21 protein-coding genes are annotated in these 20,274 nt (G+C 70.9%); 13 read left to right on the forward strand and 8 right to left on the reverse strand.

Features of this window, described 5'->3' with window-relative positions:
* Nucleotides 1–112: 112 nt before the first annotated feature.
* Genes ACG04Q_RS03515 through ACG04Q_RS03525 form a run of 3 tightly spaced genes read right to left on the reverse strand, consistent with a single transcriptional unit; the run spans nt 113 to nt 3,767 of the window.
* A complete protein-coding gene (locus ACG04Q_RS03515; RefSeq protein ID WP_394509433.1) occupies nt 113–1,807 on the reverse strand; it encodes an ABC transporter ATP-binding protein in 1,695 nt (564 codons plus the stop codon).
* Nucleotides 1,804–2,832 (reverse strand): ABC transporter permease, encoded by a 1,029-nt coding sequence (locus tag ACG04Q_RS03520; RefSeq protein WP_394509434.1) that lies wholly within the window; start codon nt 2,830–2,832, stop codon nt 1,804–1,806. The genes ACG04Q_RS03515 and ACG04Q_RS03520 overlap by 4 nt, the downstream gene beginning before the upstream one ends.
* Nucleotides 2,829–3,767 carry an ABC transporter permease gene (locus ACG04Q_RS03525; protein WP_394509435.1) on the reverse strand — a complete coding sequence of 313 codons (939 nt, stop codon included), beginning with the start codon at nt 3,765–3,767 and terminating at the stop codon, nt 2,829–2,831. The genes ACG04Q_RS03520 and ACG04Q_RS03525 overlap by 4 nt, the downstream gene beginning before the upstream one ends.
* A gap of 138 nt (nt 3,768–3,905) precedes the next feature.
* Here ACG04Q_RS03525 and ACG04Q_RS03530 point away from each other — a divergent pair, with 138 nt between their 5' ends.
* From ACG04Q_RS03530 to ACG04Q_RS03570, 9 genes are all read left to right on the forward strand, one after another.
* Complete coding sequence (locus ACG04Q_RS03530; RefSeq protein WP_394509436.1) at nt 3,906–5,702, forward strand: ABC transporter substrate-binding protein; 1,797 nt, start codon at nt 3,906–3,908, stop codon at nt 5,700–5,702.
* The gene (locus tag ACG04Q_RS03535; RefSeq protein WP_394509437.1) at nt 5,702–7,510 is read left to right on the forward strand and encodes an ABC transporter substrate-binding protein; all 1,809 of its coding nucleotides are present in this window, start codon (nt 5,702–5,704) and stop codon (nt 7,508–7,510) included. Before ACG04Q_RS03530 ends, ACG04Q_RS03535 begins: the two co-directional genes overlap by 1 nt.
* Nucleotides 7,511–7,630: 120 nt before the next feature.
* Nucleotides 7,631–7,960, forward strand: coding sequence for a PspC domain-containing protein (locus ACG04Q_RS03540; protein WP_394509438.1), 330 nt, complete (start codon nt 7,631–7,633; stop codon nt 7,958–7,960).
* A 153-nt stretch (nt 7,961–8,113) separates the two neighbouring features.
* A complete protein-coding gene (locus ACG04Q_RS03545) occupies nt 8,114–9,727 on the forward strand; it encodes a wax ester/triacylglycerol synthase family O-acyltransferase (protein WP_394509439.1) in 1,614 nt (537 codons plus the stop codon).
* A 5-nt stretch (nt 9,728–9,732) separates the two neighbouring features.
* Entirely contained in the window at nt 9,733–10,350 is a 618-nt protein-coding gene (locus ACG04Q_RS03550) for a hypothetical protein (protein ID WP_394509440.1), read from the forward strand.
* Between the two features lie 96 nt (nt 10,351–10,446).
* Nucleotides 10,447–11,280 carry an esterase/lipase family protein gene (locus ACG04Q_RS03555; RefSeq protein ID WP_394509441.1) on the forward strand — a complete coding sequence of 278 codons (834 nt, stop codon included), beginning with the start codon at nt 10,447–10,449 and terminating at the stop codon, nt 11,278–11,280.
* A gap of 75 nt (nt 11,281–11,355) precedes the next feature.
* Entirely contained in the window at nt 11,356–12,126 is a 771-nt protein-coding gene (locus ACG04Q_RS03560; RefSeq protein ID WP_394509442.1) for a DUF4184 family protein, read from the forward strand.
* A gap of 62 nt (nt 12,127–12,188) precedes the next feature.
* The gene (locus ACG04Q_RS03565) at nt 12,189–12,788 is read left to right on the forward strand and encodes an ATP-dependent Clp protease proteolytic subunit (protein ID WP_394509444.1); all 600 of its coding nucleotides are present in this window, start codon (nt 12,189–12,191) and stop codon (nt 12,786–12,788) included.
* A gap of 16 nt (nt 12,789–12,804) precedes the next feature.
* On the forward strand, nt 12,805–13,701 hold the full coding sequence (locus tag ACG04Q_RS03570) for an alpha/beta fold hydrolase (RefSeq protein WP_394509445.1): 897 nt from the start codon (nt 12,805–12,807) through the stop codon (nt 13,699–13,701).
* Between the two features lie 3 nt (nt 13,702–13,704).
* On the opposite strand, the gene ACG04Q_RS03575 is transcribed toward ACG04Q_RS03570, so the two are convergent.
* Complete coding sequence (locus tag ACG04Q_RS03575) at nt 13,705–14,070, reverse strand: hypothetical protein (protein ID WP_394509446.1); 366 nt, start codon at nt 14,068–14,070, stop codon at nt 13,705–13,707.
* A gap of 54 nt (nt 14,071–14,124) precedes the next feature.
* Nucleotides 14,125–14,547: a copper chaperone PCu(A)C gene (locus ACG04Q_RS03580; RefSeq protein ID WP_394509447.1), complete on the reverse strand. Its 423-nt coding sequence runs from the start codon at nt 14,545–14,547 to the stop codon at nt 14,125–14,127.
* 101 nt (nt 14,548–14,648) lie between these two features.
* Between ACG04Q_RS03580 and ACG04Q_RS03585 the strand changes: the two genes are divergently transcribed.
* The 3 genes from ACG04Q_RS03585 to ACG04Q_RS03595 are packed head-to-tail and all read left to right on the forward strand — an operon-like array spanning nt 14,649 to nt 17,370.
* On the forward strand, nt 14,649–15,041 hold the full coding sequence (locus tag ACG04Q_RS03585) for a GntR family transcriptional regulator (protein WP_394509448.1): 393 nt from the start codon (nt 14,649–14,651) through the stop codon (nt 15,039–15,041).
* A complete protein-coding gene (locus ACG04Q_RS03590; protein ID WP_394509449.1) occupies nt 15,038–15,922 on the forward strand; it encodes an ABC transporter ATP-binding protein in 885 nt (294 codons plus the stop codon). Before ACG04Q_RS03585 ends, ACG04Q_RS03590 begins: the two co-directional genes overlap by 4 nt.
* Entirely contained in the window at nt 15,922–17,370 is a 1,449-nt protein-coding gene (locus ACG04Q_RS03595) for a hypothetical protein (RefSeq protein WP_394509450.1), read from the forward strand. The genes ACG04Q_RS03590 and ACG04Q_RS03595 overlap by 1 nt, the downstream gene beginning before the upstream one ends.
* Here ACG04Q_RS03595 and ACG04Q_RS03600 read toward each other — a convergent pair whose 3' ends face one another.
* Both ACG04Q_RS03600 and ACG04Q_RS03605 read right to left on the reverse strand, forming a co-directional pair.
* Entirely contained in the window at nt 17,371–17,814 is a 444-nt protein-coding gene (locus tag ACG04Q_RS03600; protein WP_394509451.1) for an SRPBCC family protein, read from the reverse strand.
* A gap of 75 nt (nt 17,815–17,889) precedes the next feature.
* Entirely contained in the window at nt 17,890–18,366 is a 477-nt protein-coding gene (locus tag ACG04Q_RS03605) for a flavin reductase family protein (RefSeq protein ID WP_394509452.1), read from the reverse strand.
* Nucleotides 18,367–18,566: 200 nt separating this feature from the next.
* Here ACG04Q_RS03605 and ACG04Q_RS03610 point away from each other — a divergent pair, with 200 nt between their 5' ends.
* A complete protein-coding gene (locus ACG04Q_RS03610) occupies nt 18,567–19,472 on the forward strand; it encodes a M48 family metallopeptidase (RefSeq protein ID WP_394509674.1) in 906 nt (301 codons plus the stop codon).
* A gap of 93 nt (nt 19,473–19,565) precedes the next feature.
* Here ACG04Q_RS03610 and ACG04Q_RS03615 read toward each other — a convergent pair whose 3' ends face one another.
* Complete coding sequence (locus ACG04Q_RS03615) at nt 19,566–20,198, reverse strand: Crp/Fnr family transcriptional regulator (protein WP_394509453.1); 633 nt, start codon at nt 20,196–20,198, stop codon at nt 19,566–19,568.
* Between the last annotated feature and the right edge of the window lie 76 nt (nt 20,199–20,274).

Consider the following 20,274-nt stretch of genomic DNA (forward strand, 5'->3'; position numbering starts at 1 on the left):
GCGAAACGGGGGCTTGTGGTCCCGCACCGCCCATTTCAGCGCGGTTGCGGGACCGCATCGCACGGCACGCACGTCAGAGCGTACAGATTCCACGGGCCACGCCGCATCGTGCTCAGGCTCGCAAGCCCTGGTAGCCACGTGGCACGGCGCCCAGCAGGCGGCGCGTGTAATCCTCACGCGGCGCGGCGATCAGGGCCTGCGTGGGCGCCTGCTCGACGACGTCGCCGTTCTGCATGACCAGCACCTCGTCGGAGATGAACTTGACGACGGCCAGGTCGTGGCTGATGAAGATGTAGCTGAGGCCGAACTCGTCCTGCAGGTCGCGCAAAAGGTTCAGCACCTGGGCCTGCACCGACACGTCCAGCGCCGACACGGCCTCGTCCAGCACGAGCACCTCGGGCTGCAGCGTCAGGCAGCGCGCGATGGCGATGCGCTGGCGCTGGCCGCCGGAGAACTCGTGCGGGTACTTGGCCATGGCGCTCTCGTCCAGGCCCACGCGGCGCAGCAGCGCGATGGCGCGAGCCTCGCGGTCGGCCGTACCGCTGCCGATGCCGTGGATCTCCATCGGCTCGCGCAGCGTCTGCGCGATCGTGAAGCGCGGGTTCAGCGACGCGTAGGGGTTCTGGAACACGACCTGGATGCGGCGGCGCATCTGCTGCCAGTCGGCGCCGCTCATCTTCAGCAGGTCGCGGCCGTCGAACAGCACCTGGCCGCCCATCGTGCCGTTGCTCTGCTCGTGCAGGCGCAGCAGCGCCAGGCCCATGGTCGTCTTGCCGGAGCCCGATTCGCCAACGACGCCCAGCGTGTGGCCCTTGCGCAGCTTGAAGCTCACCCCCTTGACGGCCTTGAACTCGCGCTTGCCGAACAGGCCGTCCTTGAGCCAGAAGCTCTTCTTCAGGCCGGTGACCTCCAGCACGACGGGGGCGTCGGGATCCTTGGGCTTCACGTCGGTGGACGCGGCGCGGCCGGCGATGTGATCGTCGATGACCATCAGCCGCGCCGGGTTCTCCGTCAGCGATGGCCGGCAGGCCAGCAGCGCCTTGGTGTAGGCGTCCTGCGGGTCGCTGAAGATCTGCGCGACCGATGCCGTCTCGCGCACCTGGCCGTGGCGCATGACGACGACATGGTCGGAGATCTCGCCCACCACGCCGAGGTCGTGCGAGATGAACAGCAGGCTCATCTTGTGGCTGTCCTTGAGCCGCGCCAGCAGTTCCATGACCTGGCGCTGGATGGTCACGTCCAGTGCGGTGGTGGGCTCGTCGGCGATCAGCAGCTTCGGGCTGCAGGCCAGCGCCACGGCGATCATGACGCGCTGCTGCTGGCCGCCCGACATCTCGTGCGGATAGGCCGCGAGGCGCCGCTTGGGCTCGGGGATGCCCACCTCGTGCAGCAGCTCCTCGGCGCGCACCCGCGCCTGGCGACGCGTCAGGCCCATGTGCTTGACCAGCGGCTCGCAGATCTGCGTGGCGACGTCGAACACCGGGTTCAGCGAGCTCATCGGGTCCTGGAACACGCAGGCGATGTCCTTGCCGCGGATGGCCTGCAGCTCGCGGGTGGAGGCCTGCAGCAGGTCGCGCCCCTGGAACAGGATGGCGCCCGAGCGCTCCGCGTTGCTGGGCAGCAGGTTCAGGATGGACATGGCCGTGACGCTCTTGCCCGAGCCCGACTCGCCCACCAGCGCCACGGTGCTGTTCCGCGGCACGTCGAAGCTGATGCCCTTGACGGCCAGCTGGCGCTGCGTGACGCCGCCCGCCTTGCCCATGCGGAAGGCGACCTGCAGGTCCTGGATGCTGAGCAGCGTGGTCACTCCAGCCCCCTGAGTTTCGGATCGAGCGCATCCCGCAGCGCGTCGGTGAACAGCGCGAATGCGGTGACGAAGACGGCCATGAAGGCGGCCACGGCGGCCAGCTGCCACCAGTAGCCGAGGATGAGTTCGTTCTGCGCCTCGGCGAGCATGGTGCCCCAGGAGACCTGGTCCACGCTGACGCCCAGGCCCAGGTAGCTGAGGATGACCTCGCTCTTGATGAAGCTGACGACATGCAGCGACAGCTGCACCAGCGCCACGTGCGACACGTTGGGCAGGATGTGCCGGAACATGCGCGACGCCTGCGACGCGCCGATGGCCTCGGCCGAGCGCACGTACTCGCGCACGCGGTGCTTCATGAACTCCGCGCGGATGAGGCGGTAGATGCCGGTCCAGCCGGTCAGCGCCAGGATGGCGACGACCGAGCCCATGCCGCGGTGGAAGATGGCCGCGAACGCGAAGATCAGCAGGATGCTGGGGATGGCCGTGAAGACGTTGTAGACCCACTCCAGGAAGTCGCCCACCTTGCCGCCGAAGAAGCCCGAGACGGCGCCCAGCACGGTGCCGATCAGCGTGGCCACGACGGCCGCGGCCAGGCCCACGAAGATGCTCACCTCGGCACCCTTGACGACCTTGGCCAGCACGTCGCGGCCCAGCCGGTCGCCGCCCAGCGGCAGCGTCTCGGCGCGCACGATCTCGTCGGTCTTGAACGCCTTGGCGCGCTCGGCCCACTCGGCGTAGCGGGGCGCCAGCGGGTCGATGTCGGACAGGTCGACGTTGGGGCCGGTGGGCGCGGCGATGGTGCCGGTGTCCTCGGCGGGCTGCGGGCCCAGCAGCGTGGGCGGCGCGTTGGGCACGCCGATCTCCCGCTGCCAGCCGGCGGCGACGAGGTCGGTGGCCGCCAGCAGCACCAGCACGAGGAACACGCCGACGATGCCCATGGACACGACGCCGACGCGGTCGGTCTTCAGGCGCCGCCAGGCGGCGGCCCAGACGCCGCCGGAAGAGGAGGTCAGCACGGCGCTCATTTCAGGACAACGCGGGGATCGACGAGCTTGTAGAGGATGTCGACGACGAGGTTGACCGTCATCGTCAGCGCCGCCAGGTAGATGGCGAAGGCCTGGATGACGGGGTAGTCGCCGCGGTTCACGGCCAGGTACAGCTCGCGGCCCAGGCCGGGGATGGAGAAGAACACCTCGATGAGGAAGCTGCCCACCAGCACGCCCGGCAGCAGCACCGACACATTGGTCAGGATGGGGATCATCGCGTTGCGCAGCACGTGCTTGAGCAGCACGGTGCCCTCGGTCATGCCCTTGGCGCGCGCGGTGCGCACGTAGTCGTGGCCCAGCTCGTCGAGGAAGAAGCTACGGTACAGCCGGATCTGCGGCGCCAGCGACACGGCCACCGCAACGAGGATGGGCAGCGGCGCGTAGGTGGTCAGGTTGGTCCAGTGGTTGCCCGTCCAGCCCTGCACCGGGAACCAGCCCAGCCGGAACGCGAAGAAGTACTGCGACAGGATGACGTAGACCAGCAGCGAGATGGACACCGCCACCGTCGTGCAGACCATCACGGCGCGGTCCGTCAGGCTGCCGCGCACGGTGGCCACGGCCAGCGCGAACGGGATGGCCAGCAGCACCTCCAGCACCAGGATGGGCACGGTCACCGTCAGCGTGGCCGGCAGCCGCGTCGCGAACAGGTTCGCCACGGCCTCCTTGGTGGCCCAGCTGCGGCCCCAGTCGAAGGTCACGATCTGCTTCAGGAAGATCAGCAGCTGCTCCCAGACCGGCTTGTTCAGGCCCAGCTGGTCGCGGATGACCTCGATCTGCTCGGGGCTGGCGTTCATGCCGCCCAGGATGATGGCGGGGTCGCTGCCGAAGTACTTGAACAGGAAGAACACCAGCAGCACGACGCCCAGCAAGGTGGGGATCATCTGCCACAGGCGTCGAATCAGATAGGCCGCCATCGGGGCTCCCAGAAACCACAAACCCCGCGGCAGGCGCGGGGTTACACCAGAGAACGGGGCGGAGTCTATGCGAGCGCGCCGCCCGCCCACCCTGACGGTTTCACTAGACTCCGCGCTTTTCCAAGCGCACCTCCCGCGATGAAGCCCACCCATCTGCTGACCGGCCTGCTGCTGGCCTGCACGCTGACCCTTGCACAGGCCCAGGACAAGGTGCTGCGCTATGCCTTCAAGGTGGCCGAGACCGGGTTCGACCCGGCACAGATCAGCGACAGCTACTCCAAGGCGGTCGCCGCGGGCATCTTTGATGCGCCGCTGGAATACGACTTCGGCACCCGCCCGTTCAAGCTGCGGCCCAACACGCTGGCGGCGATGCCCGAGATCAGCGCCGACTTCAAGACCATCACGATGCGGGTCCGGCCCGGCATCCACTTCGCCGACGACCCGGCGTTCAAGGGCCGCAAGCGCGAATTGACCGCGGCCGACTACGTCTACAGCGTCAAGCGCCACTACGACCCGCGCTGGAACAGCGCCAACCTCTACCTGCTGGAGAACCCCAGGATCCTGGGCCTGTCGGAGCTGCGCCGCGAACTGATGGCGGCCAAGAAGCCGTTCGACTACGACCGCGAGGTGGAAGGCCTCAAGGTGCTGGACCGCTACACCTTCCAGATCCGGCTGGGCGTGCCCGACCCGCGCTTCGTCTACCAGTTCGCCGATGCCGGCTTCCTGGGCGCCGTCGCGCGCGAGGTCGTCGAGCACTACGGCGAGAAGATCATGGAGCACCCGGTGGGCACCAACGCCTTCCGGCTGGCCGAGTGGCGGCGCAACTCGCGCATCGTGCTGGAGAAGAACCCCAACTACCGCGACGTGCGCTACGCCGAGGTGGCGCCGCCCGACGCCCCCGACAGGCTCAAGGCCGAGGTGGCCGCGCTGCAGGGCCGCCGGCTGCCGCTGGTGGACCGCGTCGTCATCGACATCGTCGAGGAGAACCAGCCGCGCTGGCTGTCCTTCCTGCGCGGCGAGGCCGATGTCATCGAGGAGGTGCCCATCGACTTTGCCGGCGTGGCCATGCCCGGCAACAAGCTCGCGCCCAATCTCGCCAAGCAGGGCCTCACGATGACGCGCTACCCGCGCGCCGACGTGAACTTCAGCTACTACAACATGGAGGACCCGGTCATCGGCGGCTACACGCCGGCGCGCATCGCGCTGCGCCGCGCGATCAACCTCGCGGTGGACCTGGACAAGGAGGTCAACCTCGTGCGCCGCGGCCAGGCGGTGAAGAGCCAGGGGCCCATCCCGGCCGTCGCCTTCGGGCACGACCCGGCGTTCAAGTCCGAGATGTCCGAGTTCAACCTCGCCAAGGCGCGCGCGCTGCTGGACATGTACGGCTACAAGGACCGCGATGGCGACGGCTGGCGCGAGCAGCCCGATGGCCAGCCGCTGCTCATCGAGTACGCCACGCTGGCCGACGGTGAGCGCCGCCAGCTGGCCGAGCTGTGGCAGAAGAACATGGCGCAGCTGGGCGTGCGCTTCAAGTTCAAGATCGGCAAGTTCCCCGAGCAGCTCAAGGCCGCCAACGCCGGCAAGCTGCAGATGTGGCAGGCCGGCTGGGTGGGCACCACGCCCGACGGCGACACCTTCGTCGCGATGGGCTCCAGCGCCTCCAAGGGCAAGGCCAACAAGCCGCGCTTCGACCTGCCGGCCTTCGAGGCGATCTACCAGCAGCAGAAGGCGCTGCCCGACGGCCCCGAGCGCGCCGCCATGCTGGCCGAGCTGCAGCGCCTGCTGGTGGCCTACGCGCCCTACAAGTTCCACGTGCACAAGATCTGGACCGACATGGCCCAGCCCTGGGTGCGCGGCTACAGCCGCAACATCTTCGTGCGCGACTTCTGGAAGTACGTGGACATCGACCTCGCCGCACTGCCCAAGGAGCCCTGATGAAGCCCCTGCTCGCCGCGCTGGCGGCCTGCCTCGCGCTGGCCGCACCGGCCCGTGCGGCCGAGCCCGCCAAGCCCACCAAGACGCTGCGCTACGCCTTCCGCATCGCCGAGACCGGCTTCGACCCGGCGCGCATCTCCGACATCTACTCGCGCACCGTCACGGCCCACATCTTCGAGACGCTGTACGCCTTCGACCCGCTGGCGCGCCCGCCGCGCCTGGTGCCGCTGCTGGCGGCCGGCGAACCCGAGGTCAGCGCGGACTACAAGACCTTCACGATCAAGGTGCGCCCCGGCATCTACTTCGCCGACGACCCGGCCTTCCAGGGCCGCAGGCGCGAGGTCACCGCGGCCGACTTCGTCTACAGCATCAAGCGCTTCGCCGACCCCGCCACCAACGCCCAGGCCTGGGTGGCCTACGAGGAGAACGCGATCGCCGGCCTGAACGAGCTGCGCGAACAGGTGCTGAAGTCGAAGAAGCCCTTCCCCTACGACGCAGAGGTCGAGGGCCTGAAGGCGCTGGACCGCTACACGCTGCAGGTGAAGACGCGCGCCCCGCGGCCGCGTCTCGTCGAGTCCATCTTCAGCGGCAACGACATCTACGGCGTCGTCGCGCGCGAGGTCGTCGAGTTCTACGGCGACAAGATCATGGAGCACCCGGTCGGCACCGGCCCCTTCGTGCTGAAGGAATGGCGGCGCAGCTCGCAGATGGTGTTCGAGCGCAACCCGACCTACCGCGAGCGCCACTACGAGGCGCAGCCCGCGCCGGGCGACCACGAGGCCGAGGCCATCTACGCGAAGTTCAAGGGCCGGCGCCTCCCGATGGTGGACCGCGTCGTCGTGGACGTCATCGTGGAGAACCAGCCGCGCTGGCTGGCCTTCCTGAACAACGAGCACGACTTCATGGAGCGCGTGCCCGAGGAATTCATCACCCAGGCCGCGCCGGGCGGCCGGATCGCGCCCAGCCTGGCCAAGCGCGGCATGCAGGCGGTGTTCACGCTGGCGCCGGACATGACGGTGACGTCCTTCAACCTCGACGACCCCGTCATCGGCGGCGTCACGCCGGACAAGGTCGCGCTGCGCCGGGCCATCTCGCTGGCCTACGACGTGCGCAAGGAGATCACGATCGCGCGCCGCGGCCAGGGCGTGCCGGCGCAGTCGCCCATCGTGCCCAACACCAGCGGCTACGACCCGGCCTTCAAGAGCGAGATGAGCGACTACGACCCGCCGCGCGCCAAGGCGCTGCTGGACATGTACGGCTACATCGACCGCGACGGCGACGGCTGGCGCGACCTGCCCGACGGCAGCCCGCTGGTCATCACGCGCAACACCGAACCCAACTCGCTGAGCCGCGCCATCGACGAGCTGTGGGAGAAGGCGATGCGGGCCGTCGGCATCCGGCTGCAGATCAAGATCCAGCAGTGGCCCGAGAACCTGAAGGCCGTGCAGGCCGGCAACTACCAGACGTGGCAGGTCGGCTCGACCGCCTCGTCGCCCGACGGCCAGGAAGCCCTGCTGCGCTACTACGGCCCCGGCGCCGGCACGCAGAACCTGCCGCGCTTCCGCGACGCGCGCTTCGACGCGCTGTACGACCGCATGCAGGGCCTGCCCGACGGCCCCGAGCGCGACGCGCTGTTCAAGGAGGCCAAGCGCTACGCGGTGACCTACATGCCCTACAAGGTGCATGTGCACCGCATGCTGACCGACATCGAGCAGCCGTGGATGAGCGGCTTCCGCCGGCCGCTGTTCTGGAACGACTTCTGGCAGTACATCGACATCGACGCAGGAAGATCACGGGCGCGCCAGTAGGCGCTCCGTCCGCGGATTTCCGCGGATGCATCCCACCGTTTCGACGGCCTGTCGCAAGCCGCTGGCAGGCACGCCGCCTGCCGGTAGGCTTCAGCCCATCAACACCGACAGGAGCTCGAGATGAACGACGCGGAAGAACTCAACAAGCTGGCCGACCTGCACGCCCGCGGCGTGCTCAGCGACGCGGAGTTCGCGCAGGCCAAGGCCCGGGTGCTGGGCGGCCACGCCACCGCCGGCCACGGCCCGGCAGCCGGCCCCAACGTCGGCGCCGTCAACGGCCTGCGCCGGGCCCGCCTGGACCGCTGGCTGGGCGGCGTCTGCGGCGGCATCGCCCGCGCGACGGGGCTGGACTCCTGGGTCTGGCGCCTCATCTTCACGGTGCTGTTCCTGGCCTTCGGCAGCGGCATACTCCTCTACATCCTTCTCTGGATCTTCGTCCCGGAGGAGTAAGCCCACCCCCGAGGCGCTGACGCGCCTCCCCCTCAAGGGGGCGCCACTGGCGGCCCGGCAAAGCCGGTTCCGCGGCGGCTGCTGGAGGGGTCGGCCCGGAGGGCCTCCACCGGTTTCATCGGTATGCTGGCTCGACAACGCCGGAGACCGCCGATGAAACAGCTCCCAGGCCTCGACGCCAGCTTCCTGTACCTGGAGACGCCGCAGATGCCGATGCATGTCGGCGCGCTGCACCTGCTGGAGCTGCCGGCCGGCTACGACGGCGACTATGTCGCGGACCTGCGCGAGCACATGCGCGCCCGCCTGCCGCTGCTGCCGGCGCTGCGGCGCAAGCTGCTGACGATGCCGCTGGGCCTGTCCAACCCCGGGTGGGTGGACGCCGAGCCCGATCTGGAGGAACACATCGTCGAGATCCCGCTGCCCGAGGGCAGCGGCATGGCCGAGCTGGAGGCGCAGGTGGGCGCCCTGCACCCCGTGCTGCTGGACCGGGCTCGTCCGCTGTGGAAGTTCCACGTCTTCACCGGCCTGGAGCCCGGCCCCGATGGCCAGGTGCGCGTGGCCCTCTACACGCAGCTTCACCACGCTGCGGTGGACGGCCAGGCCGCCGTGGCGCTGGCGCAGGTCATCCTCGACCTCAGCCCCGAGCCGCGCGCCACAGAGTCGCTGCCCGCGCGCGGCAGGAAGCGCGGCCAGCTGGGCACCGTGGGCCTGCTGCGCGCGGCCGTGTCGCAGCAGTGGCAGCAGACCGTCAAGCTGGCCCGCGCGCTGCCCGGCGCGGCCGGCATCCTCGGCAACATGGCCGCGGGCTACGTCGGCGGCGTCGCCGCCGGCAGCGCCGTCGACAAGCTGCGCGCACTGCTGGCCGCCGTGTCCGACGCGGCGGCGCAGACGACCGCCGTCGTGCGCGGCAAGACGGCCGTCTCCAGCCTGGGCCCGGCGCCGCGCACGCGCTTCAACGTGAGCCTGTCCGACACGCGCTCGTTCGCCGGCGTCACGCTGCCGCTGGCCGAGCTGAACCGCGCGCGCCGCCGCCACGGCGCCAGCGTCAACGACGCGGTGCTGTTCGTCATCGGCGGCGCGCTGCGGCGCTACTTCGCCAAGCACGGCCCGCAGCCGCGCAAGAGCCTCATCGCCGCCGTGCCCGTGTCCACGCGCGCGGCCGGCGACACCACGTCCAACAACCAGGCCACGATGAGCTTCATGAGCCTGGGCACCCACCTCGCCAACCCGGCCGACCGACTGGCCCACGTGATGGCGTCCAGCCACGCGATGAAGGCGCAGATGGCCCAGCTCAAGAGCCTGATGCCCACGGACTTCCCATCGCTGGGCATCCCCTGGCTGATGCAGGCCGGCGCCATGCTGTACGGCCGCGCCAAGGTGGCCGAGAAGCTGCCGGTCATCGCCAACGTCGTCATCTCCAACGTGCCCGGCCCGCAGGTGCCGCTGTACCTGGCCGGTGCGCTGATGCTGACCAACTACCCCACGTCCATCGCCGTGCACGGCCTGGCGCTGAACGTGACGGTGCAGACCTACCACCAGTCGCTGGACATCGGCCTGATGGCCTGCGGCGAGGCACTGCCCGAGACCGCCGAACTGGCGGCTTATGTCGAGGCGGCCTTCATGGAGCTGCAGGCGCTGCCGGTGGCCGAGGTTGCCGCTGAGCCGGCTCCGGCAGTGAAGAAGCGCGCCCCGGCGAAGAAGGCAGCGGCCAAGCCGGTGGCCGCCAAGAAGGCGCCGGCCAGGCGCCGCGTGGCCAAGGCTGCCTGACCGCGATGGATGACTTTCCAGGCGACCTGGTCTTCTGGGCCTGCGTGCTGCTGGGCGTCATCGCGCTCATCGTGGCCGTTTTCAAGGCCGACCGGGGCGATGCCGAGTCGATCCTGCAGAAGCGGCTGGCCGCCTACCCCGCCAGCGCCCGCGCCGTCATCCTGCGGGGCAAGCAGCCTGCGGGCTGGAAGTTGGCGCTGCAAATTTTCGTGATGGTGGCGATCGCGCTCGGCATGCCCAAGCTCCAGACACCCGGCACGCTGGCACTGCTGTGCGAACGCTTCGGTGCAGCGCAGACCGCGCAGCTGCTGTGGCTGCTGATCTATCCCGGCCTGCCGTTCCTGATGCTGCTGGCGCTGTCCCCGCTGCTCCTGCAGTCCGTGCGTGTCCTTCGCGGCGGGTACGCGCCGCCGCTGGACAGCGTGCCAACGCAGGACACCATCGCCGTGGCCGGCTGGCGAGCCGTGCTGCGCGGCATGGTGGGTCTGGTGCTGTTTCCCGTGCTGGTCGGCGTCATCGGCTACCTGGCGGCCGACCTGCGCCAGACCTTCAACCGCAATCCCGTGAGCGCCGACGCCCGGTGCCCCATCGGCGAGCCGCCGCCGACCGCCCTGCACCTCTGAGCCCCCGGCGAGGCCACCGACGTCGCCCACGCGACACCGGCGCCCCGGGCAAGCACGCTGCACCGCCCCGCGCCGGCCGGCGGACAATCGCGGGGCTTGAGTCCCTTTCCCGCCTGCATGCCCGCCTCCCGCTCGCCGCGCCTCCCGCGCCGGCCCACGCCGACTGACCACGCCCCCGCTGCCGCGCACGACCTGCGCGCCCCCAATGCCTGGCTGCTGATGCTGGAAGGCCGCGCGCCGTGGGAGTACGCCGCGCTGCTGGCCACGCTGCCGTGGATGAAGAAGCTGCCCCAGGGCGACGGCCACCCGGTGCTGGTGTTCCCCGGCCTGGGCGCCAACGACCTGACCACCGCGCCGCTGCGCGCGCTGCTCGATTCGCTGGGCTACGCCACGCAGCCCTGGCAGCAGGGCTTCAACTTCGGCCCGCGCGCCGGCGTGCTGGAGCAGTGCCGCGCCCACCTCGAAGACCTGCACCGTCGCCACCACCGCAAGGTCAGCCTCATCGGCTGGAGCCTGGGCGGCATCTATGCCCGCGAGCTGGCCAAGGAGTGCCCCGAACTGACGCGCTGCGTCGTCACGCTGGGCACGCCGTTCACCGGCCACCCGCGCGCCACCAACGCATGGCGCTTCTTCGAGATGGTCAGCGGCCAGACCGTGGCCGACGACCACGACCTGCTGGCGCAGATCCGCCAGGCGCCGCCGGTGCCCACCACGTCCATCTACTCCAAGACCGACGGCGTCGTCGCCTGGCGCTGCAGCGTCAACGAGCCGTCACCGCTGGCGGAGAACATCGAGGTCCAGGCCAGCCACATCGGCCTGGGCGTCAACCCCATCGCGCTGTACGCGCTGGCCGACCGGCTGGCGCAGCCCGAGGGGCAGTGGCAGCCTTTCGAGCCCAAGGGTGCGCGGCGCTGGTTCTACAAGACCTGACCCCGCCACCGGGCCCGCTGCCCATGGCGCAGGACTTGCTGCACCCGCCCTGCCCTTTCGTTTGAAGACCACCCCATGCCCTGGACCTTTGCCCACCCGGCGGCCATCCTGCCGCTGCGGCGGCTGTGCCCCCGCTGGCTCTCGCTGCCAGCCCTGACCCTCGGCGCCATGGCGCCCGACATGAGCTACTACATCGGCATGCACGGCAAGTGGCGCTCGTTCTGCCACACGCCCGAGGGCATCCTCACCGCCTGCCTGCCGGTATGCCTGCTGCTGCTGGCGCTGCTGCTGCGCTTTGCGAAGCCGCTGACCGTGCTGCTGGCCGAGCCGCACCGCGGCCTGGTGCGCGCGCAGTTGCAGCCGCCGCCGCACCCGGCGTGGCGGGCGCTCGTGGTGGCCGTGCTGTCGGTGCTGATCGGCGCGGCCACGCACCTGGTGTGGGACTCGTTCACGCACGAGGGCCGCTGGGGCGCCGAGCTGCTGCCCGAGCTGGAAGAGCCGCTGCTGGACGGGCTGGACCGGCAGTTCCAGCTCACGCACCTGCTGCAGCACCTGAGCACCGCCGTGGGCGTGGCGGCACTGGCCGTCGTGTACCGGCGCGCGCTGCGCCGCCTGCCGCCGGCCGTGCCCGCGCCGCTGGACATGCAGCGCCGCCGCCTGCTGCTGGCCTGCGCGGCCGTGGCGCTGGCCATCGGGGCTGCCAGCGCCTGGGCGCTGACGCCGGCGACGCTGCCCGCCTACGGGTCGCACCGCCTCGTGCGCAGCGTCGTCTGGAGCACCAGCTGCTTCGCGGCGCTGCTTGCCATCGCCAGCGCGGCCTGGTGGCGCCGCCACGGCGATGCCTGACCCCGCTTCCACACCGCCGCGCTTCTCGCGGTAAGGTATCGCCCTCAACCGGACCCATGCCCATGCAACACCACACCCTCGCCGCCGCCGACGACAAGGCCGCCAAGAAAGAAGCCCCCGAGAAGCAGGAGGAGCAGCTGCTCTTCAAGGGCCGCTACGTAATGATCTTCGGCGAGATCGACGACAAGATGGCCCACGCCACCTGCCGCCGCCTGCTGGCGCTGAGCCAGGAATCGGACGCCCCGATCACGCTGCTGATCTCCAGCCCCGGCGGCCACGTCGAGAGCGGCGACGCCATCCACGACATGATCCGCTTCGTGCGCGCCCCGGTCACCGTGGTGGGCACGGGCTGGGTGGCCAGCGCCGGCACGCACATCTACCTGGCCGTGCCCAAGGAGCGCCGCGTCGCGCTGCCCAACACGCGCTTCATGATCCACCAGCCGGCCGGCGGCGCCGGCGGCCAGGCCAGCGACATCGCCATCCAGGCCAAGGAAATCATCCGCACCCGCGAGCGCATCGCCGCCGTCATCGCCCGCGAGACCGGCCAGCCGCTGGAACGCGTGCGCGTGGACATCGAGCGCGACTTCTGGATGGGCACCGACGAGGCCATCGCCTACGGCCTGGTGTCGCGCGTCATCGAGCGCCAGGTCGACCTCGGCTGACCCCGCGCCCGCCCGCATGCAGCTCAGCGCCAACGGCGTCCGCATCGAGGTCGACATCCGCGGCCCGGCGGACGGCGAGCCGCTGCTGATGATCATGGGCCTGGGGATGCAGCTCATCGCCTGGCCCGACGGCCTGGTGGACGAGCTGGTGGCCCGCGGCTTTCGCGTCATCCGCTTCGACAACCGCGACGTGGGCCTGTCCCAGCCCTTCGACGAGCTGGGCCCGCCCAACGTGCCGCTGGCCGCGCTGCTGCACCTGTTCCACCTGCCCATCAAGGCGCCCTACCAGCTGGCCGACCTGGCGCGCGACGCCGTCGGCGTGCTGGACGCGCTGGGCATCCCGGCGGCGCATGTCTGCGGCGCCTCCATGGGCGGCATGATCGCCCAGCACCTGGGCTTCGCCCATGCGCAGCGCGTGAAGAGCCTGACGCTGATGATGACCACCAGCGGCGACCGCAGCCTGCCCAAGGAGAGCCTCAAGGTGCGCCGCGCGCTGCTGTCCCGGCCCCGGCCGGGCAGCACGCCCGAGCAGAAGCTGCAGAACGTGCTGGACCACTTCGTGGGCCTGTACGGCATCATCGGCAGCCCCGGCTACCCGGCCGACCCCGCGGTGCTGCGCGAGCGCATCGCGCAGGGCGTGCAGCGCGCGTTCCGGCCGCAGGCGGTGGCGCGCCAGCTGGTGGCCATCGCGGCCGACGCCCACCGGGCCGAGCGCGTGTCGCGCATCGCCGCACCCACGCTGGTGCTGCATGGCGAGCACGATGCGCTGATCCCCGTCGCCGCGGCGCGCGACCTGGCGCGGCGCATCCCGGATGCAAGGCTGGAGATCATCCCCGGCTGGGGCCACGACCTGCCCGAGCCGCTGTGGCCGCGGCTGGCCGCCGACATCGCCGCCAATGCGGCGCGCGCCTGAGCGTCAGCGCTGCACGTCCGCCAGAGAAGCGACCGACTGGTACGCCTCCAGCGCCTGATCCAGGTTGGGGCCGCCTTCCATCAGCGCCCGCTTCAGCGCCAGCTGCGCGGTCTCGGTCTGCTGCTCCTGGTCCGACACCGTGCCATCGCGGTTGACGTCGGCCGTCACGTGGACGATGCCGGTGGCCACCTTGGCCGTGTCCTGCGAGGCTGCCGCCCGCGCGCCGGCGGCGGACACCGTCACCACGGCCGACGCGACCTCTGGCGCCGCGCGCCGCGCCGGCACGGGCGCCGCAGCCACCCCGGACGGGGAAGCGCTGGCGGTGGCGTTGACGGGAGGCAGCACGGCAGGCAGTGAAAGCTGTGTCATGGGGTCATCGGCCGCCACGCGGCGAACTTGAGCAGTTTTTTCTGCTCGGCCGCGTCAGCGCGCCTTCGCCTTGACCTCGACGTCCGTGCGCTTGCCGTCCGCCGCCTCGACGGTCAGCGTCAGCGGCACGACCTCGCCGGCCTTGATCGGGCGTTGAAGGCCCATCAGCATGACGTGGTAGCTGCCCGGCTTCAGCGCCACGGCCTGGCCGGCCGGCAGCGGCAGCGCGTCCACGGCGCGCATCTTCATGACGCCGTCGTCCATCTTCATCTCGTGGATCTCCACCATGCCCGCCACCGGCGAGCTGGCGGCCACCACCTTGGCCGCCTGAGCCGACGTCAGCTGCATGAAGGCGCCGGTGGCCTTCTGCGGCGCGACGGTGGCGCGCACCCAGGGGTCGTCCACCTTCACGGCGGGGCTCTGGGCCTGGGCGGCCAGGGACAGCAACAGGGCGGGAACAAGCAGCAGACGACGCATGGCAGGGGGGGCTACAACGGTGAGGCCGCCATTGTGCGACCGCGGGGCTTGACCTCACCTGTCCATGTGTACTATCGTACTAGTACACATAGCCAGCACCCATGGACCCCGCCCACTTCGTCCACATCAACACCGGCTCGCCCGAGCCCATCTACCGCCAGCTCATCGAGCAGGTGAAGCGCCGCGTGGCGGCCGGGCAGCTGAAAGCGGGCGACGAGATCCCGTCGGTGCGCGAGCTGGCGCAGGCGCTGGCCGTGCACCCCATGACCATCTCCAAGGCCTATTCCCTGCTGGAGATGGACGGCGTGCTGGAGCGCCGCCGCGGGCTGTCCATGGTGGTGGCGGCCCAGCACCAGCAGGCCCAGCCCACCGCTGACCGCGTCGAGCTGCTGCGACCGACGCTGGAGAAGGCCGCCGCCGAAGCGCGGCAGCTGGAGCTGTCCCCGGCCCAGGCCCTGCAGCTGTTCAAAACCATCCTGGAAGAGGCCCCATGACCCCGCACTTTCCGCACACCGAATCCGCCAGCGCCGAACTCAGCGGCGTGAGCCTGGCCTATCCCAAGGGCCCCGCCGTGCTGACCGGCCTGGACTGGCAGCTGCTGCCCGGCCAGGTGGTGGGCCTGCTGGGCCGCAACGGCGCCGGCAAGACGACGCTGCTGGAGACGCTGCTGGGCCTGCGCGAGCCCGACGCCGGGCGCGTGCAGCTGTTCGGCCAGGACGTGGCGGCGCTGGACGACACCGCCCGCGCCCGCATCGGCTACGTGCCGCAGCACAGCGACCTGTTCGAGGGCTTCACGCCGGCACAGCTGCTGGCCTATTTCAAGAGCTTCTACCCGCGCTGGAACGACGCCAAGGTGGAGGGCCTGATGTCGCGCTGGGACATTCGCGCCGACCAGCCCATCCGCAAGCTCTCCGGCGGCCAGAAGCAGCGCCTGTCCATCATCCGCGCGCTGGCCCACGAGCCCGACCTGCTGGTGCTGGACGAGCCCGTCGCCAGCCTGGACCCGGCCGGCCGGCGCGACTTCCTGCGCGAGCTCGTCGGCGAGGTGCTGGACCGCGGTGCGACGGTGGTGTTCTCCACCCACATCCTGTCGGACCTGGAGCGCGTGGCGTTCAACATTGCCTTCCTGGCGCAGGGCCGCATCGCGCTGCAGGCGCCGCTGGACGAGTTGCTAGATCAGGTGCGAGCCTTCACCGGCAGCGTCACCGAAATGGCCGCGTTGATGGGGCGCCTGGGCCTGCAGCCGCTCAAGCGCACGCCGCTGGAGGCCGGCCGCGAGCGCGTGCTGGCGCGGCTGCCGGCCGGCGGCGCGCTGCCCGGCGGCGTCGCGGCCGAGCGCCTGAACCTGGACGACCTGTTCACGGAGCTGACCTGATGAGCGCCGCCGCCCGCTATTCGCAGGTGCTGCTGGCCTTCTGGCGGACGCGCGACCTGCAAGCGCCGCTGGGGCGCTGGCTCGTCATGACCTTGATCGTGCTGGTGTGCATGGCCGGGTTGATCGCGCTGCCGCCCGAGGCCGGCTGGCGGTTGGTGGCCGGCGTGGCATTGCTGGTGACGCTGGGCGTGTGGCTGGCCGTGTGCGGCAGCCTGCAGGAGCAGAACCACCCGACCGCCGCCCGCACCGTGCCAGGCCACCTGCGCACGATCAGGCGCGCCGCGCTGCTGGGCTGGGCGCTGAGCACCGGCCTCACGACGCTGCTGCTGTGGGCCATCTTCCCGATCCCTGGAGCCTGGCCCTTGCAGTTGCTGAGCTGCGGCTTCATCGCCGTGTTCCTGCTGTGGGCATCGCGCATGGTGTGGCTGTGGCTGCTGCTCACGCTGCTGTCGCCCTTGCTGGGCGCCTTCAGTGCGACGCTGGCGCCACTCGGGAGGGCGCTGGCCACGCTGTGGGTCGAGCACACCGGCGTGATGCTGCTGGCCGGCCTGCTGGCTCAGGCCGCACTGGTGGTGTTGGCTTTCGGCACGGGCGGCGCCCGCCACGCAGCCCGCTATGCACGCCAGAGCCTGATGCGCAACGCGATGCGCCTGCAGCTGGACGGGCGCCAGGTCAACGCGGCGGCCTGGGGTCGACCCGTCGAGTGGCTGACGCGCCCGTTCGGCCTGATGCTGGACGCCTGGCAGCGCCGGCTGCTGGCGCGCGCCGACAACGGCAGCCCGCGCAATGTGATGGCCCGGGCCACCCTCGTGCTGCACGGCGCGCAGCACTGGATGTACCAGCTGATGGGCATCACCGTGCTGGCCGTCATCGTGCTCGTCGCGTTCGTGGCGGTGTCCTGTGTGATACACGTGCCGCTGGCCACCTTCCTGCCTGGCGCCTTCGGCATGGGCGTGGCCATCGCGAGCGTGGGCTTCAACCCCGGTTTCGCCCTGCCCACGGCGCTGTGGCAGAGCCGGCGCGAGCAGGCCCTGCTGTGCCTGCTGCCGGGCATGCCGCGCGGCGCGATGCTGAGCCGCGCCGTGGCGGCCGGCCACCTGCGCAACGCCGGCATCGCCTGGCTGGGCACCAGCCTCGTGCTGCTGGCGCTGGGGCTGGCGGCCCACAACGACTGGCTGCTGTGCCTGCCGCTGGCGGCGCTGCCGGTGAATGCAGTCAACCTCACCCGACCACCCGCCGCCATGCGCGCGCCGCAGGTGATGACGACGGTGTGGCCCGTGCTGGCATTCCTCGCGCTGGCGGGGCTGCTGTACGGACTGTCGCGGCTGGGCGTGCCGATGGCGCTGCTGGCCGCTGCGGTGCCGGCGCTGTCGGCGGCGGTGCTGGCCTGGCGCTGGCGCACGCTCAGCCGGGCGCCGGCCGCGCTGCCCACCGGCAGGCTCAGCTGATCACGCGCGGATCTCCGGCTCCACCAGCTGGGCCAACTGCAGCAGCGACTCCTGCCACCCCAGGTAGCAGCCCTCCGCCGGGATGACATCGGGGATGCCTTCCTGCCGGATGCGCACCTCGGTGCCGCAGGACACGGCCCTCAGCTCGACCGTCGTCTGCATCTCGCCGGGCAGGTTGGCGTCGTCGAAGGTGGCGGTGTACTGCACCCGCTCGCCCGGCACCAGCGCCAGGTAGCGCCCGCCGAAGCCATGGCTGCCGCCGGTCGTGTGGTTCGTGAACGCCATGCGGTAGCTGCCGCCGACCTGCGCGTCCATCGCGTGCACGGTGCAGGTGAAGCCGAACGGCGGCAGCCACTTGGCCATGGCGGCGGGCGTCGTGAAGGCGCGGTAGACGCGGTCCGGCGGGCAGCGCAGGACGCGGTGGAAGGTGACGGTGTTGGGCATGACGGTTCCTGATGGGGGCGAGAGGACGACCCTCTGCAGTCTCGACGATCCAGACGGCGCCCGATCGACACCCCGTCAGATCGGCAGCTCGGTGAAGTAGCGCCCGCCGTGGAAGATCAGCGGCTGCGCGCCGGGCCGCGACGTGCAGCGCTCCACCTCGCCGACGAAGATGACGTGATCACCCTCCTCGTAGCGGCTGCGGTTGGCGCACTCGAACACGGCCACGGCGCCGTCCAGCACCGGCGCGCCACCGGCACCCTCGCGCCAGGCCACGCCGGCGAAGCGGTCGATGTCGCGCGTCGCGAAGCGCTGCGCCAGCTCCTTCTGGTCGGCCGCGAGGATGTTGATCGCGTAGTGCGAGCCGTGCGTGAAGGTCGGCAGCGAGCCGGCGCGGCGCGCCAGGCTCCACAGCACCAGCGGCGGGTCCAGCGACACGGAATTGAACGAGTTGGCCGTCAGGCCCACGAGGCCGCCGTCCGCCGAGCGCACGGTGATGACGGTCACGCCGGTGGCGAACATGCCGAGGGCGGCGCGGAATTGCTGAGAGTCCATATCAATGCCGCCCGGCCGCCCGAAGGCAGGGATGCGCCCCCTGGGAGGGCAACGGGCGGCGCGGGCGGGGGGGCAATGTCATGCGCCCGATTGTCGCCAGTCCTACGACAGGCGACATGCGGCCATCGCACAATGTCGCCATGCATGCCGACGACTTCCTGGTCCACGACGACCTGCAACTCAGCCACCTGCCGCAGCGGATGTTCGGCGCCTGTGCCGACTGCGCCGCCGGCCGCTGCGCGCCGCCCAGACGTGGGCGCCGCCTCTTCACGGGCCTGCTGGCCGCCACCGGCGTGGCCGCCGCGCTGCCCGCCTGGGCCCGCGAGGGCGTGGACGTGGGCCCCAAGAGCAAGTTCACCGGTTTCGTGTCGGCCGACCAGCTGGAGCAGGCCGGCGGCCAGCAGTACGCGCAGATGATGGCCCAGGCCAACCAGCAGCGCGCCCTGGCATCGCTGCAGCATCCGCAGCTGCAGCGCCTGCGCTACATCGCGCAGCGCATCATTCCGTACAGCTATGAGTGGAACGACCGCGCGCAGCGCTGGAAGTGGGAGGTCAACCTGCTGGGCGACGCGCAGCTGAATGCCTTCTGCATGCCGGGCGGCAAGATCGCTTTCTATTACGGCATCCTGGAGAAGCTCAAGCTGGAGGACGACGAGGTCGCCGCCATCATGGGCCACGAGGTGGCGCACGCGCTGCGCGAGCATGCGCGCGAGCGGGTCGGCAAGTCGGCCGTCACCAACGGCGTCATCGAGCTGGGCTCGGCGCTGCTGGGCCTGGGCAACCTGGGCCGCGGCCTGGCCGGCATGGGCGGCCAGCTGCTGAGCCTGCGCTTCAGCCGCGACGACGAGACCGAGGCCGACCTGGTGGGCATCGAGCTGTCTGCCCGCGCCGGCTACGACCCGTCGGCCGCCGTGCGGCTGTGGGAAAAGATGATGGCCGCCAACAAGGGCGCGCCGCCGCAATGGCTGTCCACCCACCCGGCCAGCGGCACGCGCATCCGCGACATCCAGGCCAACCTGCCCAAGGTGGAAGGGCTGTACGCCCGCGCGGCCAAGCCTGACCAGCGCTTCCCGGTCGCGCCGCCACGCAACGTCAGCCCGCAGTAGCCGCAGGGGCGGGCCGAGCGCCGGGCCGCTCCCAAGCCGGCCCGCGATCCCCTCGGGGGATCGGCCGGCGTACCCGCCGGCCGAGGGGCGCCATCACCAGCGCGCCGGGAGGTTCTTGAGGCGCTGGTATTCGCCGGCCGCGACGCGGCGCAGGTAGCCGCCCAGCTCCAGGTCCTTGACCAGCTTGGACACCATCTCGCGTGAGCAGCCCAGTCGCTGCGCCATGCCCTGGTGCGTCAGCGCGAGGTGGCGGCCGTCCTGCGTCAGCTCGTCGACAAGGTTCTTCAGCCGCCCGTAGACGTCGTTCAGCGCCAGCTGCTTGGTCGACAGCGTCGCCGCGCGCGCGCGGCGGATGACCTTGGTCAGCAGCTCGAACGCGAACTCGGGGTGCTCGCTGATGTGCGTCAGCAGGCTGGCGCGCGTGACCATGACCAGCCGGCTGGCCTCCTCCGTGATGACGCTGGCCGAGCGTGGCCCGCCGTCCAGGCTCATCTCGCCGACATACTCGCCGGGGCCGTAGACGCCGTAGGTGATTTCGCGGCCGCGTGCGTCGCTGCTGTAGGCCCGCAGCGAGCCGGACAGCACCACGTAGAGGTTGTCGCCGACTGACCCCTCCTCGATCAGCACCACGCCCTTGCGGTGGCTGCGTGAAATGCCGCGCGCCGCAAGCAGGCGCAGCGAGGTGGGCAGGGCAAGGAGTTCAGCGTCGGTGGAATCGTCAGGCATCCGGAAGGCGCCGCGGGCATCGGGCCGCCCGGCGCGCCGGGGATGTTAGTTCACCGCGTGAAATGAGCCGCCGCGG

The organism is Pelomonas lactea (genome assembly GCF_043555885.1).
GTDB classification, from domain to species: domain Bacteria; phylum Pseudomonadota; class Gammaproteobacteria; order Burkholderiales; family Burkholderiaceae_C; genus Pelomonas; species Pelomonas lactea.

Bases quoted from the DNA above. Each gene is read 5' to 3' on its own strand.
- ACG04Q_RS03520 (WP_394509434.1), bottom strand. From the start codon at position 2,832: ATGAGCGCCGTGCTGACCTCCTCTTCCGGCGGCGTCTGGGCCGCCGCC.
- ACG04Q_RS03525 (WP_394509435.1), bottom strand. From the start codon at position 3,767: ATGGCGGCCTATCTGATTCGACGCCTGTGGCAGATGATCCCCACCTTG.
- ACG04Q_RS03530 (WP_394509436.1), top strand. From the start codon at position 3,906: ATGAAGCCCACCCATCTGCTGACCGGCCTGCTGCTGGCCTGCACGCTG.
- ACG04Q_RS03535 (WP_394509437.1), top strand. From the start codon at position 5,702: ATGAAGCCCCTGCTCGCCGCGCTGGCGGCCTGCCTCGCGCTGGCCGCA.
- ACG04Q_RS03540 (WP_394509438.1), top strand. From the start codon at position 7,631: ATGAACGACGCGGAAGAACTCAACAAGCTGGCCGACCTGCACGCCCGC.
- ACG04Q_RS03545 (WP_394509439.1), top strand. From the start codon at position 8,114: ATGAAACAGCTCCCAGGCCTCGACGCCAGCTTCCTGTACCTGGAGACG.
- ACG04Q_RS03550 (WP_394509440.1), top strand. From the start codon at position 9,733: ATGGATGACTTTCCAGGCGACCTGGTCTTCTGGGCCTGCGTGCTGCTG.
- ACG04Q_RS03560 (WP_394509442.1), top strand. From the start codon at position 11,356: ATGCCCTGGACCTTTGCCCACCCGGCGGCCATCCTGCCGCTGCGGCGG.
- ACG04Q_RS03565 (WP_394509444.1), top strand. From the start codon at position 12,189: ATGCAACACCACACCCTCGCCGCCGCCGACGACAAGGCCGCCAAGAAA.
- ACG04Q_RS03570 (WP_394509445.1), top strand. From the start codon at position 12,805: ATGCAGCTCAGCGCCAACGGCGTCCGCATCGAGGTCGACATCCGCGGC.
- ACG04Q_RS03575 (WP_394509446.1), bottom strand. From the start codon at position 14,070: ATGACACAGCTTTCACTGCCTGCCGTGCTGCCTCCCGTCAACGCCACC.
- ACG04Q_RS03580 (WP_394509447.1), bottom strand. From the start codon at position 14,547: ATGCGTCGTCTGCTGCTTGTTCCCGCCCTGTTGCTGTCCCTGGCCGCC.
- ACG04Q_RS03585 (WP_394509448.1), top strand. From the start codon at position 14,649: ATGGACCCCGCCCACTTCGTCCACATCAACACCGGCTCGCCCGAGCCC.
- ACG04Q_RS03590 (WP_394509449.1), top strand. From the start codon at position 15,038: ATGACCCCGCACTTTCCGCACACCGAATCCGCCAGCGCCGAACTCAGC.
- ACG04Q_RS03595 (WP_394509450.1), top strand. From the start codon at position 15,922: ATGAGCGCCGCCGCCCGCTATTCGCAGGTGCTGCTGGCCTTCTGGCGG.
- ACG04Q_RS03600 (WP_394509451.1), bottom strand. From the start codon at position 17,814: ATGCCCAACACCGTCACCTTCCACCGCGTCCTGCGCTGCCCGCCGGAC.
- ACG04Q_RS03605 (WP_394509452.1), bottom strand. From the start codon at position 18,366: ATGGACTCTCAGCAATTCCGCGCCGCCCTCGGCATGTTCGCCACCGGC.
- ACG04Q_RS03610 (WP_394509674.1), top strand. From the start codon at position 18,567: ATGTTCGGCGCCTGTGCCGACTGCGCCGCCGGCCGCTGCGCGCCGCCC.
- ACG04Q_RS03615 (WP_394509453.1), bottom strand. From the start codon at position 20,198: ATGCCTGACGATTCCACCGACGCTGAACTCCTTGCCCTGCCCACCTCG.